At 56.2% G+C, this 17,076-nt stretch carries 12 protein-coding genes and 1 pseudogene; 5 read left to right on the top strand and 8 right to left on the bottom strand.

The annotated features are described in order from the left end of the window. Positions 1-39 precede the first annotated feature (39 nt). Positions 40-1,344: an MFS transporter gene (locus tag IDM49_RS00505; protein ID WP_190724642.1), complete on the top strand. Its 1,305-nt coding sequence runs from the start codon at positions 40-42 to the stop codon at positions 1,342-1,344. 69 nt (positions 1,345-1,413) lie between these two features. Here IDM49_RS00505 and IDM49_RS00510 read toward each other — a convergent pair whose 3' ends face one another. Continuing rightward, positions 1,414-1,797 carry a hypothetical protein gene (locus tag IDM49_RS00510; protein ID WP_168615231.1) on the bottom strand — a complete coding sequence of 128 codons (384 nt, stop codon included), beginning with the start codon at positions 1,795-1,797 and terminating at the stop codon, positions 1,414-1,416. A 109-nt stretch (positions 1,798-1,906) separates the two neighbouring features. Then, entirely contained in the window at positions 1,907-2,809 is a 903-nt protein-coding gene (locus IDM49_RS00515) for a shikimate dehydrogenase (RefSeq protein ID WP_190724643.1), read from the bottom strand. A gap of 223 nt (positions 2,810-3,032) precedes the next feature. Here IDM49_RS00515 and IDM49_RS00520 point away from each other — a divergent pair, with 223 nt between their 5' ends. From IDM49_RS00520 to IDM49_RS00535, 4 genes are all read left to right on the top strand, one after another. Further along, a complete protein-coding gene (locus IDM49_RS00520) occupies positions 3,033-7,931 on the top strand; it encodes an NAD-glutamate dehydrogenase (RefSeq protein ID WP_228008118.1) in 4,899 nt (1,632 codons plus the stop codon). 225 nt (positions 7,932-8,156) lie between these two features. After that, positions 8,157-9,383, top strand: a complete 1,227-nt coding sequence (locus IDM49_RS00525; RefSeq protein WP_190724645.1) for a Fic family protein — start codon at positions 8,157-8,159, stop codon at positions 9,381-9,383. A 178-nt stretch (positions 9,384-9,561) separates the two neighbouring features. Further along, the gene (locus tag IDM49_RS00530; protein ID WP_190724646.1) at positions 9,562-11,481 is read left to right on the top strand and encodes a penicillin-binding transpeptidase domain-containing protein; all 1,920 of its coding nucleotides are present in this window, start codon (positions 9,562-9,564) and stop codon (positions 11,479-11,481) included. 152 nt (positions 11,482-11,633) lie between these two features. Beyond that, positions 11,634-12,101 carry a GyrI-like domain-containing protein gene (locus IDM49_RS00535; RefSeq protein ID WP_168615236.1) on the top strand — a complete coding sequence of 156 codons (468 nt, stop codon included), beginning with the start codon at positions 11,634-11,636 and terminating at the stop codon, positions 12,099-12,101. A 183-nt stretch (positions 12,102-12,284) separates the two neighbouring features. Here IDM49_RS00535 and IDM49_RS12155 read toward each other — a convergent pair whose 3' ends face one another. The 6 genes and pseudogenes from IDM49_RS12155 to IDM49_RS00560 all read right to left on the bottom strand — a co-directional run bounded on the left by IDM49_RS12155 (position 12,285) and on the right by IDM49_RS00560 (position 16,524). Then, positions 12,285-12,833: an AMP-binding protein gene (locus IDM49_RS12155; protein ID WP_228008119.1), complete on the bottom strand. Its 549-nt coding sequence runs from the start codon at positions 12,831-12,833 to the stop codon at positions 12,285-12,287. A 47-nt stretch (positions 12,834-12,880) separates the two neighbouring features. Further along, positions 12,881-14,101, bottom strand: a complete 1,221-nt coding sequence (locus tag IDM49_RS12160; protein ID WP_322745993.1) for an AMP-binding protein — start codon at positions 14,099-14,101, stop codon at positions 12,881-12,883. After that, a pseudogene (locus IDM49_RS00545) lies at positions 14,096-14,896 on the bottom strand (DUF1295 domain-containing protein); the annotation flags it as partial. The gene IDM49_RS12160 and the pseudogene IDM49_RS00545, both read right to left, overlap by 6 nt. A gap of 115 nt (positions 14,897-15,011) precedes the next feature. Beyond that, positions 15,012-15,359, bottom strand: coding sequence for a MarR family winged helix-turn-helix transcriptional regulator (locus IDM49_RS00550; RefSeq protein ID WP_228008121.1), 348 nt, complete (start codon positions 15,357-15,359; stop codon positions 15,012-15,014). Positions 15,360-15,671: 312 nt separating this feature from the next. Next, positions 15,672-16,301, bottom strand: coding sequence for an arsenic metallochaperone ArsD family protein (locus IDM49_RS00555; RefSeq protein WP_190724647.1), 630 nt, complete (start codon positions 16,299-16,301; stop codon positions 15,672-15,674). Between the two features lie 79 nt (positions 16,302-16,380). After that, a complete protein-coding gene (locus IDM49_RS00560; protein WP_168615238.1) occupies positions 16,381-16,524 on the bottom strand; it encodes a hypothetical protein in 144 nt (47 codons plus the stop codon). Positions 16,525-17,076 lie beyond the last annotated feature (552 nt).

The raw sequence follows: 17,076 nt of genomic DNA on the forward strand, positions 1-17,076 counted from the left end.
CATCCCCTTCACAGTGGTGCAACAGAAGAGGAACAGGGTATGTCTCAGACGCTTTCAGCCCCCGCTAAACATCCACGCCGTGCTGCGTGGGCGAGCTGGATTGGGTCTGCCCTCGAATATTATGACTTTGCCGTGTACGGCACGGCGGCGGCTGTGGTTCTCAACCACATTTTCTTCCCGGGCGATTCACCCGCGGCAGCGACCCTCAAGTCCATGGTGGCGGTGGGCGTTGCATACGTGGTGCGTCCGCTGGGTGCAATAATTATGGGGCCTCTCGGCGATAGATTCGGACGTAAGTTCGTGCTCATGCTGACGCTGTTCATGATGGGTTTTGCGACCTTCGCTATCGGATGCCTGCCCACCTACGACACCGCCGGAATCTGGGCGCCTATCTTGCTGGTGGCGTGCCGCGTCCTTCAGGGCCTGTCAGCCTCGGGGGAGCAGGCGTCCGCGATTTCAATGTCGCTAGAACACGCCAACGATAAATCCCGCGCTTTCACCACCAGCTGGACGCTGCAGGGCACGCAGTTTGGCTCCTTGCTTGCGACCGCTGTGTTTATTCCTTTCGCGGCACTGCCTGAGGATCAGCTTTTCAGCTGGGGCTGGCGCGTGCCTTTCTGGCTTTCGGCGGTTGTGGTGGTTGCGGCATGGTTGATTCGTCGACGTCTTGAAGAGCCGCCCGCTTTCACCCAGGCAATGCAGCAGGTTCAGGTTAAAAAGACCACCCCGCTGCGCGACGTTTTTTCAGCGCACAAGACCGCTGTTCTCACCGTTGCGCTGTGCGCCATGGTCAACACCGTCAACATGGTGTTCACAACCTTCGCGCTTTCCTACGCGACCAACGGCATCGGGCTTGATCGCGGCATGATGCTGTGGGTGCCCGTCGCATCCAACGGTTTAGGGCTGCTCGCCATTCCGCTGTTTGCGCGTCTGTCAGACAGGGTAGGACGCAAGCCGGTCTTCATCGGCGGCGCGTTGCTGGCGTCCTTCATGATGGTGCCCTACCTGTGGTCCATTCACTCCGGTAGCGTGCTGGGAATCTTCCTGTGCGGCGTACTCATGCACGGTGGTTTCTACTCGATGGCGAACGGTATTTGGCCCTCTTTCTACGCCGAAATGTTCCCCACTCGCGTGCGCGTCACGGGTTTGGCGCTGGGCACCCAGATTGGTTTTGCGGTCTCAGGTGGCGTGGCTCCGGCTGCTGCTACCGCGCTGTCCGGCGAAAACCTGACCGGATGGGTGGGGCCGGCGTCCTTCGTGGCAGTGGTTGGTCTGCTAGTTGCCTTAGTGGCTTCGCGCGTGCGTGAGACCGCGCATCTGCCGCTGGCTGAGATTGACCGGTAACACCTAACCCCTAGAGTTGCGCTCATCCGCTGGGACTTTAAGTACTTGCGGTGAGCGAATCGCCAGGGGTTAGCCAACCTTCTTCATCAGTGCCGTCAGCGCATCCTCGGCTGCGCTCACCATCTTTCCGGGCGATGTGAAGCCGTGACGTTCTGCAATCATCTCGCCCTCGCTGGATGCGGGCACGAACACCTGCGTGCCAAAAGCTGACGGGGTGCTGGTGGCAGGCTGATCGGGCTCTTCCATGAGCATGAAGCCGTAGGCGGTGGTGTCTGCGAAGCTGAGGTTCAGCACGTAGCGGCGTTGGACGCCTTGCACGGTGTAGGTGCGTGAGAGGTCAGCGTCATCCACAAACTCGCCGTCGAGCTCTAACCCGCCGTTATACTCCAGTTCCCAGCCGTAGGTGCGTGCCAACAGGTAGGCGTTTTCTTTGATGCCGGTATCTTGAGCCATGTGCGGGTGCCTTTCGTGCGGGAATTCGTAGGGTGCGAGGTGAATTGTTTTAGTTTACTACCCGCGCCGAGACTGCACTTTAACCCACCTGCTGTGGGTAAAAACCGGGTTAAAGTGCAGTTTTGTCGCGGTTGGCGATCAGGGATTCAAAGTGCGCTCGCATGCGTGCCGCGTCCGGCTCTATTCCGGCGAAAAGTCGTAGCGCATCCACTGCTTGCCCCACTGCCATGTAGCCGCCGGGGAGGACGTCGCATCCGACTTTTCGGGCGTGCGCAATGAGCGGGGTTTCTTGTGGCAGGTAGATGACATCGGCAACCCACAGCCCCGCGTGCACGAGAGATAAATCTAGCGGTGCACCGGGGTGGATGTGCATTCCAACGGGGGATGCGTTGACCAGCCCGGTGGCTTGCGGCAACAGCCCGGCGACGTCCATAACGCCGGCGGCTTGTACGAATGCGTTGGGAAAGAGAGCTTGAAGGTCTGCAGCTTTGTCGCGTGCCCGGTGAACATCGGGGTCAACTAGGTGCAGGACGCGGGTACCTGCTTTAAGCAGTGCGTAGGCGGTTGCTGAGCCTGCTCCGCCGGTTCCCAACTGAATTACGGTGTCGAGGCGTCCTGAGTTTGCGGTGATATGCGGCAGTCCCCACGCCATGCCCGTCAAGAACCCGGAGTAGTCGGTGTTATCTCCAAAGCGCGTGCCGTCTTCCCGCAGCACTACGGAATTGACCGCACCGAGGGCGGCGGCTTCGGGTGAGACCTTGTCGAGGTGTTCCATGACGGTCTGTTTGCAGGGGTGAGTGATGTTGAAAGCGTTAAAACCAAGTAGCTCGGCGGAGTCTAAAAGAGCGGGCAGGGACGCGGCGTCCAGCTCTAGCGCAGTGAGGTCGATGGGGCGGTAGAGGTAGCGCAGACCGTGGTGGGTAGCTTCTTTCTCGTGCATGGGAGGGGTGAGGGATGCGGTGATGCCTTCGCCAATGAGGCCCACCAAAAATGACTCGTGTTTTAAGCTCATGATTGTATCTATTGTACGAGTGCCTAAAACGTAGCGCTTGCGCTGTTCATAGCGCGGACTTCTGTGCGGTCTGCAGTTGTTTATGAGCTGCTGATTAACTGTACAGTCAGCTACCTTTTTAGCTGGTGGTTTACGATGCAGTCGCGTTAGACTTATACAGAACGCGCCCGCACGGCGCACTTACAGCTCACAAAGGCGTGAGAACCAGTTGAAAGGCATGACGTTGCACGATAACAATGGCGTAATCACTGAGTGGTCAGGCGAACAGGACTGGATTAACCAGTATGTTTTGCACTGCTCGGCAGATGAAATTTCTGATCTTTCGAGGGAGGACATCACTGCTCTTGCAACTGCGCACCGCGAGTTAGCTCAGGTTCGCGGACAGGGGCAGGCTCTTGTTGATGTTGTGGAGAGTGCGGGTGCCACTACTCTTTTAATTGCTACCGATGATATGAGCTTTTTGGTCAGTTCTGTGACCGCTCAGATTGCCGCTAATTACAGTGGTATTGCAACGCTGATTCACCCGACGTTTATTGTGCAGCGCGATGCGTCCGGTGCGTTGACGGGTTTGAAGGGGACCGGTTTGGCGCAGCCTGTAGCGTCGGGCGATACCGTGGCTTTGCCGAGTTTGAAGATTGTGGATGCCGCCGGTGACGGTACTGCGCGCATCGAGTCATGGATTGCTGTGCGCTTGAGCTCTGTTCTTGATGCGGATGCGCAGGAGCAGCTAAAGCGTGAGATTACCGAGATTCTTGAGGACGTTCGTGTGGCGTCCGATGACCGTGTTGAGATGGCTGAGCGCGTGAGCGAGCTTGCTGAGCACATGAATTCTTTGCAGGACATCACCCTTGGCGGGTCTGAGCTCTACTCGGGGGTGTATAACTCTGAGATTGATCCGGCGGCGCGTGTGGCGTCCGTTCAGGAGTTTTTGCGCTGGTTGACGCGCGGTAACTTCCTCTTTATGGGCGTGAAGGCTCGTGATTTGACGCGCAACACCGACTCGATGCTTCTGGTGGATCGTCCCGGTTCTGGCCTGGGTATTTTGCGTGCGGGTGAGGACTCTGCCGAGAGTAACGGTGTGGAGCTGACCGGTTTGGCACGCGATAATGCGCGCGACCCCAAGCCCATGTACATGACCAAGGCGAATTCCCGCTCAACTGTTCACCGTCACGACTACCTGGATTACATCGGTATTCGTGATTTTGATGAGCAGGGCAATATCGTCGGTGAGTACGTTATCCTCGGCCTTTTCTCCTTGCAGGCTTACGCGCTACCTGCGTCCGAAACCCCGTTGGTGCGTGAGCGCGTGGCTATTGTGCGCCGCCGCTTGGGCTTCCACCCCGGTTCGCACTCCGACAAGACGCTGGCGGGCATCATTGAGGACTACCCGCGCCTTGAACTGTTGCACTCCGATGTTGATAGCCTGACCGAGATTTTCCGCGGCATCATGGGCCTTGAAGAGCGTCGCACTACCCGCCTTTTCTTGCGTCCGGACGATTTTGGCCGCTTTGTCTCAGCCGTCGTCTTCTTGCCGCGCGATCGCTACAACACTCAGGTGCGTCAGCGTCTTGAGCGGGTGTTCCGCGAAGAAATTGACCTGCAGAACATTGATTTTGAGGTGCGCCTGTCGACCTCGTCGCTGGCTCGTCTCTTCTTCCGTATTCGTCTGACGAACCCCAACGTTATTCCGCCTATGGACGCTGCCAAGATTGAAAAGCGTCTGCAGCAGGCGGTGCGCTCGTGGGGTGAGGCAACCGGCGTCGCGCTGGAGAACACCGATGGTGGACGCCCGCTGTCATCGAACTGGGCTGAGGCGGCGCCGATGATCTACCGCGCTGACTACGAGGTAACAGATGCTGTTGAAGACGTTGCAATTTTTGAGTCGCTCAGCGAGGAGTCCGGCAAGCCCGCCGCGATTCGCATCGTTGAAAAAGACGGCGTCACCCGCCTGAAGACTTACCTCTCGCAGCAGCGCACACTGACTGAGCTTCTGCCTGTCATGCAGAACATGGGCCTGACGGTCATCGACCAGAAGCCCTACGAGATTACCCCTGCAGACGGCCGCAGCTTCTTGCTCTATGACTTCGGTGCGCAGCTACCCGAGGGTGTAGACGCCGAAGCTGTTGAGCGTATCTATGAGGATTCCCTGAACGCATTTTTGACGGGCGTTCGCGAATCTGACTCGCTGGACCGTCTGATTCTCAGCGCTCAGCTGTCATGGCAGTCGGTGGCAATTTTGCGCGCTTACACCCACTACCTGGTGCAGCTTGGCCGCGGTTTCACGCCGGAGTTTATGTCTGACACCCTGCTAGCATTCCCGCAGGTCACCGGTATTCTGACTCGACTCTTCGAAATTTCCTTTAATCCGGAATTATCGTTGAGCGATGCTGAACGAGAAGAAGGACGCGAGACCCTCTGGGCTGATTTTGAGGCAACCCTGAGCGAGGTTCCCACCCTGGACGCTGACCGTTTCTTGCGCTCAATGGGCACCGTTATTTGGGCAACTCTGCGCACGAACGCATACCTCGGCAAGTACTCACTGGCGCTCAAAGTTGATCCTGAATCTATTGATTTCGCGCCGTTGCCGCGTCCTAAATTCGAGATTTTCGTTTATTCCCCACGTGTGGAAGGCGTGCACTTGCGCTTCGGTTCTGTTGCGCGCGGTGGCTTGCGCTGGTCTGACCGCCGCGAGGACTTCCGCACCGAAGTTCTGGGTCTGGTCAAGGCTCAGATGGTCAAGAACTCGGTCATTATTCCCACCGGCGCCAAGGGTGGTTTTTACCCCAAGCACCTGCCTAACCCGGCGCTTGACCGCGACGCGTGGATGACTGAAGGCCGCGAGTCCTACAAGATTTTCATCTCATCACTTCTGGATGTCACCGACAATCTCTCTATTGAGGCTGACGGTGCTGAAACCGTGGTACATAACCCGCGTGTGGTTGCCCGCGATGGCGATGACTACTACCTGGTGGTTGCGGCTGATAAGGGCACCGCGTCCTTCTCTGATACCGCTAATTCCATTAGTGAGGAATATGGCTTCTGGCTGGGTGATGCTTTCGCATCTGGCGGCTCGGTGGGCTATGACCATAAGGCAATGGGTATTACCGCCCGTGGCGCTTGGGAGTCCATCAAGCGCCATTTCTCCGAGTTGGGAATTGACTGCCAGAGCGAAGAATTCACCACAGTAGGAATTGGCGATATGAGCGGCGACGTCTTCGGTAACGGCATGATGCGCTCGCGCACCACCCGACTGGTTGCCGCCTTTGATCACCGCGATATTTTCATCGACCCCAACCCGGATGCGTCTACCTCCTTCGACGAGCGCGTGCGCCTGTATGAGACCCCGCGTTCATCGTGGCAGGACTACAACCGTGAGCTGATTTCAACTGGCGGTGGCGTCTACTCCCGCGGTGCTAAGTTCATTGACATCACCCCCGAGGCTCGTGAGGCACTCGGTATTGATGAGGGTGTTACCCGTCTGGCTCCAGCCGAGCTGATTTCGGCGATTCTGCGCGCACCTGTTGACCTTGTCTACAACGGCGGCGTGGGCACCTATGTGAAGGCTGCGGTAGAAACCAACGCTGAGGTAGGCGATAAGGCAAACGATGGCCTGCGCATTAATGGCGGCGAAATCCGCGCCAAGATTGTGGGCGAGGGTGGCAACCTCGGTTTCACTCAGCTGGGCCGCATTGAAGCCGCTGAAGCTGGCGTGCTGATTAACACCGACGCTATCGATAATTCCGCAGGTGTGGAAACTTCTGACCGTGAAGTTAACATCAAGATCCTCGTAGACCGCCTGGTAGCTGCCGGACGCCTGTCTGCCGACGAACGCGCGTCCTTCATCGAATCGCATCGCGAGGACGTCGGTGTTCAGGTGCTACGCACCAACGTTGAGCAGAACGTGCTGTTGCAGGCTGAGCGCCTGGGTGTAGTGCCCGGTGTTGAGGCCTACATTCGCCTCATCCACGACCTCGAAGAAAACGCTGGCCTCAACCGCGACGTTGAGTTCATTCCCGGCGACGAGGCAATCCGCGACCGCTACGCGTCCACCGGCGTCACGCTCACCAGCCCCGAGCTGTCCGTGCTGGCGGCGTACGTGAAGATCCACCTCACGCACGAGCTTGAGAAGACCACCTTTGCCGATGACCCCTGGCTCGGCGGAGTGCTCCGCGAGTACTTCCCGCCGGCACTGGTTGAGCGTTTTGGTGACGCCCTTGAAACCCACCCGTTGCGCCGTGAAATCATCTGCACTCAGGTCGCAAACGAAATCGTGAACCTGGGCGGTATCACCCATGTCTTCCGCGTCATTGAAGAAACCGGGGCGTCGGTGGATGCCATCGCCCGCGCGTTCATTGTTTCACGTGAAACATTCGATATCTCGCTCGAAGCGCAGCTGCACCGCGACCTTCCCGCGTCTACCCCGCTGGATGCATGGCAGCCAGTTATCCGTGACTGGCAGCGCGTGCTTGACCGCCTGGTGCGCTGGTTCATTTCTGAGCGTTCCGTCGTGGTGGGTAAACCCATCGAAGGCATGATTGAGCGCTTTGCGCCCATCAAGTCTTTGCGCGCCAACCTGCCGCAGTACCTCTCAGAAGACACCCGCACCCGCGTGCGCGCCCTGCGCGACCGTGCAGAAGAGTGGGGCCTGCCCGAGGAGTTGCTGGTTATCTGGATTCGCTCTTTCGAATCCTTCGCGCTCATGGACGTCCTGCGCATCTCAGAGGTGCACGGACTCAACGCCGACCAGGTGGCGCACCTCTACTTCGCGGTCTACGACCGCTTCCGCATCGACGCGCTACTCACCATCACCTCGCGTCTGCCACGCACCGACCGCTGGGAAACCCTGGCGCGTTCGGCACTGCGCGACGACCTCTACGAGATTGCGGCTGCGCTCGCGCTCAAGGTGGTTCGCGAGCAGGGGCTGGACGCGTCCATGGACACCCCCGAAGAGGCTCGCGACCTGTTGGATGCTTGGGTGGCCAAGAACCCCGTACGCACCGGCCGCGTGGATGCCATGTACGAGCAGGTGCAGAAGATGGAGGCCCTCGGCGATGGGCAGCCCCCGCGCCTGGCAGTACTGTCGGTGACCGTGCGTACACTGCGTGAGGCTGTCACGAGCTAAAGCTTTAGCTTTTTACCCGCCGAGATCCTGATTAATCGACGAAATCCTGATTTAAAACAGGAACTCGTCGATTAATCAGGATCTCGGCAGTTTGCTTTAAGGCGCATCGCCATTTGGTGGGCAGGGTAGTTAAAACACAAAAATGGGTATTTTTGTGAGAAAGAGTGCGTAGAATGAGCTCTTAACCCACAAAACAGTCGGTTTTTGGTAGATAGGGGTAGCAATATGAGGAAATATAAGACCCTTAAAGCAGTTTTTCATCAATTTGATGCTCAGGTCGCCGAGGCTGAGGAACGACGACGTCGAGAGGTCGGGTTTGAAACTAGCTTTACGGTGGGGGACTACCGCTTGTTTTATGTAGCGACGCCGCAACTGTTAAACATCCAAGAGCAGGTGCTTTTAAACGAGCGTGCTCTAGAATTACTGGCTTTCGATATTCCTGTGGCTGCACAGCGTAGCTATCTTTTTGACCTCATTACTCAAGAAATTAGTGCTACCAACGAAATCGAAGGGGTTCGCTCCACTCGCCGAGAAATTGTGGAGGCTCTACAGGCAGAACCGTCCGAAAATAAGCGATTCAGAGAAATTGCCCGGCTTTATCTTGAGCTATCGAAGGGGGCTATAGAAGCTCCTGAGAGTGCCCAACAGGTACGTTATATTTATAATCAGCTTCTAGGTGATGAGATAGAGCCTGATGATGTTCCTGACGGAAAGCTGTTTAGGGCTGGACCAGTGTGGGTTCGTGATGGGGCGGGCAAAAACATTCACGCTGGTGCTAAAGATGAAGAGAAAATCGATGGCCAGCTTAAGGCGATGTTTGATCATTTATCGGCTGATGACGTGCCGTTCATTGTGTCAAGGTTAGTTTCTCATTTTATGTTTGAGGCAACGCACCCCTTCTACGACGGTAACGGTCGCTTTGGAAGGTTCCTGCTCAGCGTGCAGCTACAAGCAGTTTTTTCTTCCTATACGGTGTTGACACTATCTCACATCATTAATACTCAAAAAGATAAATATTATAAGGCTTTCGTGGAGGTTGAGAATGATCTTAACCGTGGGGATGCGACGCTTTTTGCTCAGGTGATGCTGGAGTTGTTGAGAGACGCACAGTTGCATTTGATTCAGGACTTCAACGCTAAAAAAGAGCTCATGGAGGTTCTCAGTCAGCGGGTGAATACTCTTATGGATGAGGCAGAGGACCTGTCTAAAGGTGCAATAGATTCTCTCTTTGTTTTTGGGCAAGCATTTTTGTTTGGTGGTTCTGTGGGGCTTGATTGGGATACTCTGGCAGGAGTGCTCGCGAAGTCAAAGAATACAGCGCGAAAGTACATCGATGAGCTTGAGAGCGCTGGGTTGTTGCAACGCGCATCTTCGCGTCCTTTACGGTTGACATTGAGCAAGGATGGGGTGGCTTTTCTTTCCCTAGAACGGGTTCCCTCTGATGCGTCCTAATTCTTTCCCCGCCGAGATCCTGATTAATCGACGAAATCCTGTTTTAAATCAGGAACTCGTCGATTAATCAGGATCTCGGCGGTTTGCTTTAACGCGTATTGGCCCTGAGGTAAGGTAACCTAAATGTAATCGGGAGCATGTCCTGCTCCACAGTTCTGAACCGCGAAAGTAGCCCCCCATGAACCCTGTCTTTACCCGCCGCACCCTTATGCTGGGTGCCGGCATCTCCGCTCTTTTGCCGCTGTCAGCCTGCGGCTCCAACTCCGGTGCCAAGGACGCGGCGCAGGGCCTCGCATCCGCCCTCACCAACCTGGACGTGAACGGACAGAGATTCGTCGATACCCTGGCTTCCGACGCGCAAGCATCTTTGCAGAACATCGTGCGGAATATGGCGGGTGCGTCCGTAGAAGTGACAGCCGGTGATGTTGCCAAGGGCGATAACAAGGACGCGCGCACCGTACCCCTGCACTGGGCGTGGACGGTCGACAGCTCGCAACAAAAGTGGGAGTACGACACCACAGCCACGCTGAACAAGATCGAGGACGCCTGGCAAACTGTCTGGGAGCAAACCCTCGTGCACAGCGACCTCACGCATACCAGCGGTCTTCAGCTCGTCACCGATGCGCCGACGCGCGGCGAAATTCTCGGTGCTCACGACTCGAAAATCGTCGCCCTGCGCCCCGTAGTACGCGTGGGTCTCGACAAGACTCAGCTGAGCGATGAAGAGCAACAGAGTAAATCGGCTCGAGCGCTCGCAGAACTTGTAGACGTCGATGCTGACGCCTACGAAAATACCGTGAAAAATGCAGGCGACCAGCAGTTCGTTGAGGCAATCGTGCTGCGCGAAGAAGCCTTTAAAGAACTTGATCGGGCGAAACTTGATGCTATTGACGGTGTGCATACCGCTGAAGATTCCCTGCCGCTTGCCCCGTCCGCAGGTTTCGCTCCCGACATTCTCGGTAGCGTGGGCGATGCCAGCGAAGAAGACGTCAAAAACTCCGACGGCACAATTTCTGCCGGTCAGCAGGTAGGACGCGGCGGCCTGCAGGGGCGCTTTCAAGATCAGCTGGGTGGCACGTACGGTTACGCGGTGAACATTGTGAACCTTGAAACCGATGGCAGTCCCGGGTATAAACTTTCAACCCCGCAGGAGGTTAAGGCTGTCGACGGTAAGCCCATGACAATCACCCTGGACGCTGACCTTCAGCAAAAAGCGGTTGACCTTCTTGCCAGTCAGACCTCACCCAGCGCCATCGTTGCCCTGCGCGTTTCGACCGGTGAAATCATCACCGCCGCTAACGGTGAAGCATCCGAGGGGTTCTCCACCGCGCTTCTTGCGCAGTACGCCCCCGGTTCCACCTTCAAGGTGCCCACCTCGCTGGCGTTGCTCCGCAAAAACTTCACCCCCGAATCAACCGTGAACTGCAGCGAATCCGTGACGGTGGATGGGCAGACCTTCAAAAACGCATCCACCTACCCGGCGGACGCCCTCGGTGAGCAGCCCCTATCTGTTGCCGTGGCGCAGTCCTGCAACACCGCCTTCATCAATGAGCGTGACACTGTTTCGCAGGAGGATCTGCAAAATGCTGCCAAGTCCCTCGGTGTTGAAATGAGCATTGACCTGGGCATCGATGCTTTCATGGGTACTGTACCTGCCACCGATTCTGAGGTTACGCACGCCGCGTCCCTGATTGGGCAGGGCGATGTTTTAGTATCTCCGCTGGCAATGGCGGTGGTGGCTGCATCCGCGGCAAAGGGCGAGATCGTCAAGCCGGTGCTGGTCAAGGATGCGGGCCTTGAGGAGGCAAAGCCCGCCGGTGATTCCGTCACCGCCGATGAGGCTAAGCAACTGCAAAAGCTCATGCGCGGCGTCGTTGAGGACGGCGGTTTGAAGCCACTGCAGGAGCTGAGCCCGAATGTTGCCTACGGCAAAACCGGCACTGCAGAATACGGTAACGACAATCCGCCGAAGACCCACTCATGGGTAATCGCTGTGCACCAGGATATTGCGATGGCGCTCGTCGTTGAGGACGGTGACTTCGGTTCAATCACCGGCGCACCCATCGCGCTGGAATACCTGAAGGCCGCGTCCGCATAGTTTTTACCCGCCGAGATCCTGATTCATCGACGAAATCCTGATTTAAAACAGGATCTCGTCGATGAATCAGGATCTCGGCGCAAGGGGGGAGGGGCGCGTCCGCGTCCACTAGACTTAAAGCCAGTAAAAAGTTTTCTACCGAAAGGACGCCCATGATTGGCGCACACGTTGAACACAAGGATGAGTTTGTGCTGGCTGGCTTTCGCGAGCTCGTTACGCAGGGCCCGAACGCTGGTATGGGCGCACTGTGGGACAAGCTGACCAAGCACGCGGCGCAGCGCGGCGTCCCGCTAGAGAATGTGCACATGTTTGGTCTAATTCTGGGCATGAACCAGAATAACCAGTTCGATTACATGGCGGGCATTCTGGTGGAGAACAAGGACGTCGCCGCGCAACTCGGGCTGAACGCGATTGTTATTCCTGCCGGTGAGTTTGCGGTGACTAATGTTCAGGGTGCGATTCCGATGAGCATCATGGCCGGTGTTGACCAGCTGATGGGGCAGTACCTGCCGACTTCTGGTTTTGTTCCCAACGGCCCTGTGTTTGAGGCGTACGCGCCGGGCGATCCGACCTCCGACGACTATCAGATGCAGGTGTGGGTGCCGGTTAAGGCTGCGTAGTTTTCCCGTACCATGACCGCCGAGATCCTGATTTAAAACAGGATTTCATCGATGAATCAGGATCTCGGCGCAAGAGGAAGAACCTCTTACACGTAAAGTTGCTCTATTTCCCGCGCCCAACGCTGCGTAAAAATCGCGCGCTTGAGTTTTTGCGTGGGGGTTACCAGCGTGGGGTCGGACAGATCAGCGCGCCACCGCGAATTTTTTGACCTGTTCATTGCGTGTCACGAGGGCGTTGGCGTCGCGCACACTTTTTTCGATGCTTGCGTAGACCTCGTTGTTACTGAGTGTTGAGGATGCGAGTTCCTCCTCATTAGGCACGATGAGCGCGGTGAGGTAGTTGCGTCCTTCGCCGACCACTACGGCGTGTGCTACTAGTGGGTTGCGGGTGACTTCGTTTTCCCAGGTGTAGGGCGAGATTGACTTGCCGCCAGAGGTGAGGATGTCGTCTTTGACTCTGCCGTTGAGTGTTAGAAAGCCGTCGTTGATAGATCCGGTGTCGCCGGTTTTGAAGAAGTCGCCGTCGAAGGCATCTGCGGTGGCGGGTGCGCTGGTGTAGCCGCTGAAGACGCCGATTCCTTGTACTAGGATTTCGCCGGAGTCGGCCACGCGGATGGTTACCCCGGGCAGTGGGGCGCCTACGGTTCCTGAGCGGATGCTGTGCGGCAGGTTGCCCGCGATGGGGGCTGTGGTTTCGGTGAGTCCGTAACCTTCAATGACGGGTATGCCCATGCCTCTAAAGAGTAGTGAGAGGTCGCGGTTGAGTGGTGCGCCGCCGGCTAGCGTCTATTCCATGTTGCCGCCGAGCAGCTTGCGCACGCGCGAGTAGAACAGCTTGTTGAAGAAGGCGTGTTGTGCCCGGTGACGCGTGGGAATGTGCGCGGGTGCAACTTTGTCTTCGAGATATGTGCCTCGTTGGATGGCGACGGCACGCGCTTTTTGCCATGCGGATGCGAGCCTCTTATTTTCGGCTTGTGCCGCGATGTTTCTTGAATTTTTTCGAGGACGCGGGGTACCAGCACCAGGAAGCTTGGCTGGATGGTGGGCAGCTGGCCGATGAGTTCTTTGGGGTCTGAGAGGTGTGAGACGCGCATGCCGCCGGCGAGGCAGGCGAATTGCAGGCCGCGTGCGAGCACGTGAGCGAGGGGTAGGAAGATGACGGTGGAGCCCTGTTCGTGCACTACTTCGCTGTAGGCGGCTGCTATGTTGAGTACCTGTCCTACAAGGTTGCGATGGGTAATTTTGGCGCCTTTGGGGTCCGATGTGGTGCCGGAGGTGTAGACAATTGTTGCTACGTCGTCGAGGGCGGCGCGGGTTCGTCGTTCTTCAAGGGTTTCGTCGCTGATGTGGGCGCCGGCGTCCACCAGCGTGTTGATGCACCATTCGTCTTCGAGGCAGAATACCTTGTTGCTGATGTTGTGCTGGGCGTAGGCTTTTTCAAAGTGTTGGCGCTGTTGACTGGTTTCGGTGAAGACTACGCGCACTTTGGCATCCCGCAAGATTGCGGTGATTTGTGCGGGTGAGCTTGTTTCGTAGACGGGTACGACGACGCCGCCAGCGTACATGATGGCAAGGTCTGCTACTGCCCATTCGTAGCGGGTGGGGGCAAAGATTGCCACGCGGTCGCCGGGTTGTACGTTTTTGCCGATGAGTCCTTTGGCGAAGGCTTTGACGTCGCGGGCAAAGGCTTCGGTGGTGATGGGTTTCCAGCGGGTGATGGTGCCGGATGCGTCGCGCACAGGGGTCTCAAAGGCGATGTGGCGGGGGGATTGCTGGAGCCTGTGTTCGAGGACGTCTGTTGTGTTCTGGTGTGTGGTGCTGGGGTCTACCAGCAGGGGGCTTGAAATTTCTTGCACAGTTTTACCTTGCGCGCAGTCGGGGGATGAGTACGGGTGTGTTGTTTTTGTAATCGCGGTAGTCGGGGGTGTTGCCCCATTTTTGGTCGGCTTTTTCTCGAGCAGGGGTATGCCGCTGACGCGTGTGAGGAGGAGAATCACCATGAGTGGCGAGATGATTCCTGCCCACTGCCATCCGGTAAGCGCCGGCGCTGATATTAAGAAAATACCTAGCCAGAGGAGTATTTCACCAAAATAGTTGGGGTGACGCGAGTGCGCCCACAACCCCGTTGAGATGAACTTTCCGCGGTTGGCGGGGTTGGATTTAAAGATAGCCTTTTGGATATCTGCGGTGACTTCACAGGTCATACCGAGTGCCCAAAGAACTAGCCCTACCCAACTGAGAACACCAAATTCATGGCGATGCGTCGATGACATGGCAATCCATGCCGCCAAAGAAGTTGCTGAAATCCATAGGGCCTGCAAGGTTCACGTGAGCAAAAAGCGCAGCTTGTTGGGCTTGATGTCGTCAAATCGGTCATCGCCGCCAAAGCGGTGAACGCGCCAAAAGAGAAAGCCCGCTAGGCGTAGTGCCCACAGGGTTATTAAGGATGCGAGTACCCAGGTGCGCGCGTCCTTGTGCTCGGTTGCGAAGAAGATGAAAAGGGTGCCGATGATAAATCCCATGCCGCCGAGAAGGTCGTAGAACTTCTCGGTTTGTGCGAGGTAGGCGGGGATGTAAGCGATCCATTGAATGCCAAAGGTCAGTGCCACGGCGCTTGCAAAGAGAGGAAGACCCGCGATGTCTTCGCCTCTGAAACTGCCGGCTGTTGCCAGTAGGGCGGCAACAATGAGCACGATTCTCAACGCTCCAGCTAGTTTGGGGTGTACTGAAGGGTGGAGCGTTTCTGAGCTGTCTGCTCTGACGATCATTGCCTGATGGTTTTGGTTGCCCTGCATTCTTTCCCCTCATTTCATACTGATAGTTATCCTAACTAACAATTTGAGAATAAAAAAAGAGAAAAAATTTATTTTTCAAGGCAAGTATTCATTTTTTCGAACTATGTGAACTTGACTAGTGGTTTTTCACCGTTTCGATCATCGCAATCAAAAATTTCTTGACCGCTAAGACCTCACGGTCATCAAGCTGTCTTACCACATCGAACATCTGCTGGTGCATCTCGTTCAACGTGCTTCGGACTTCCTCATTAGTCTTCACCGTTGGAACCAAGACCGTTGCTCGACCATCTTTAGGGTGAGGATTTCTCTCGATATAACCGTCTCGCTCTAATCGCTGGGCAAGAGCACTAGCAGAAGCTCCCGTAATCCCTAATTCCCGAGCGATATCACGCTGTAGAACCGGCGTATTCAGATTTGTTTGTTTGAGAAGATAACGCAGAGCCAGCAATTCTGTCTCATTCATTCGCATATCGTCTCGAGTATGAGATCTCATCTTGCGTTCGGCCTCTCGATAATCTCGCAAGAGATTGAGAACCTCAACATGATGGTCGGAGAGAGATTCGTACCAATACCCTGGTTGGGCAGAGGTATCGGACTCTCTTGGTGGTGGGGGCACATTGACCACGGATGTTACCTAACCTTCCACTAAGAATTTTTATAGTTTACTGTTAAGTCTCCCTGGCCTCAACGCAAAAGTGATGAATGGCAGCTACCTTTTTAATGTTTTGTTCATGTATCTGCCGCCCATTTGCACGAAATACCGGTCTGCAGCGGGTTAGGAACAGCCGCAGTTGCCGCATCCGCAACCTCCGCCGTTTGAGGACGCCGGCTGCATCATTGCCTGAGTAATTGAAGTTACTGACTTGATAGCGACCGACCCTTCGGTCGGAATGCCGTCGCCAAAATCGCCGCCCATCAAATTGATGCGGTTGCCAATCTCTGGGCCGCCAGCGGGTTTTTCGGTAACACCTGCCAGGGTTGCCGCGAAACCAGCCGGTTCTAGGGCAGGTGCGGTGCTGACCTCGTCCGCACCACCGGTACCGCACGCAGCCGCCGCGGCAGAAACCTTCTTCGGCTTAACTTCGTTAGCGTGAGAGAAGCGACGCATCTGCTCAGCGGTGGGGTACATGAACGAAACCTTCACCACACCATCCACCAGCATCAGGGGCAGGCAGTCGCGTCCTGACACCTCAATCATCTCGGCAACCGGTACGCACTGCTCAAAAGCACTCGGGTAAGAATCCGTTGAATACACGGCAATATCGGCGCCCTCATCTAACAATGCCTGCGCTTGTTCCAAAAACTCGGTGCGCAACTCGTCTTGAGGGTCCTGCTCATTCTCGCCTTCGCCCCAAATGAAAACTTCGAGCGGGGTGGTGCCCACGGTATCTTTACGTGCCATCATCTACCTTTCACATGTGTTCAGTACGCACAACGCTAAGAGGCTGTCAAAACTTCCCGATTGCTGCGGTGACTGTGAAGATTTAGTTGAACCAGCGCTTGAGAGCCTCGACAAAACCGCCTTCATCATTGCGGTTGCCGCGTCGCTGATCAACAGCGCCCGCTGCAGTTGCAACAGCAAAAAATTTACGACGATCCACCGGCGTAGCGGTGAGGGGAGTAGTCATGGGGAGCTTCTTATCAAGGGATTAACTGATGTCATCAGAAATGACGGGGAAAGCTCATTTCTGAAGTTCACCATACTAAGGCAGACGCGGCAGGCAGGTCACGGGCATTTTTCAATGTTGAGAGAGTATTTTCCCACATCAGAGGTTGTTTATCGCCTGTCCTGAAAGGTAGGTGGCAAGGGGCAGATGCGACAAAAATGTGCCCGCACCTTCCCCAAGGCGCGGGCACATGTGCGGTGCAGATGAACTTCCCCAAGCGCATCGGCACCCATATTAAGTTTTAGGCTCACACAGTGTGTTGTGAGAACGAAACCAGCAAACCCTCCCCAGGATCTACGGGTTTCGGACGACGCCAGGCTGAGCTGAAGTTCCCCAACTTCGCGCAGCCACACCGCATCACTTGCCCGGAACTCCCCAGCACCGTGCAAGCACACCGTCTCACTAAAATTTCTGATGTTCCCTTTTCAGCACGAAAGAGAACACCCCGTTGGTCTATCTAGCCCAGAGCTCCCAGGAAGAGGACTCTCGACAACTATCTACCAGCGTTTCCCT

Origin of the sequence: Rothia terrae, assembly GCF_014705925.2 — a bacterium.
GTDB lineage: Bacteria > Actinomycetota > Actinomycetes > Actinomycetales > Micrococcaceae > Rothia > Rothia terrae.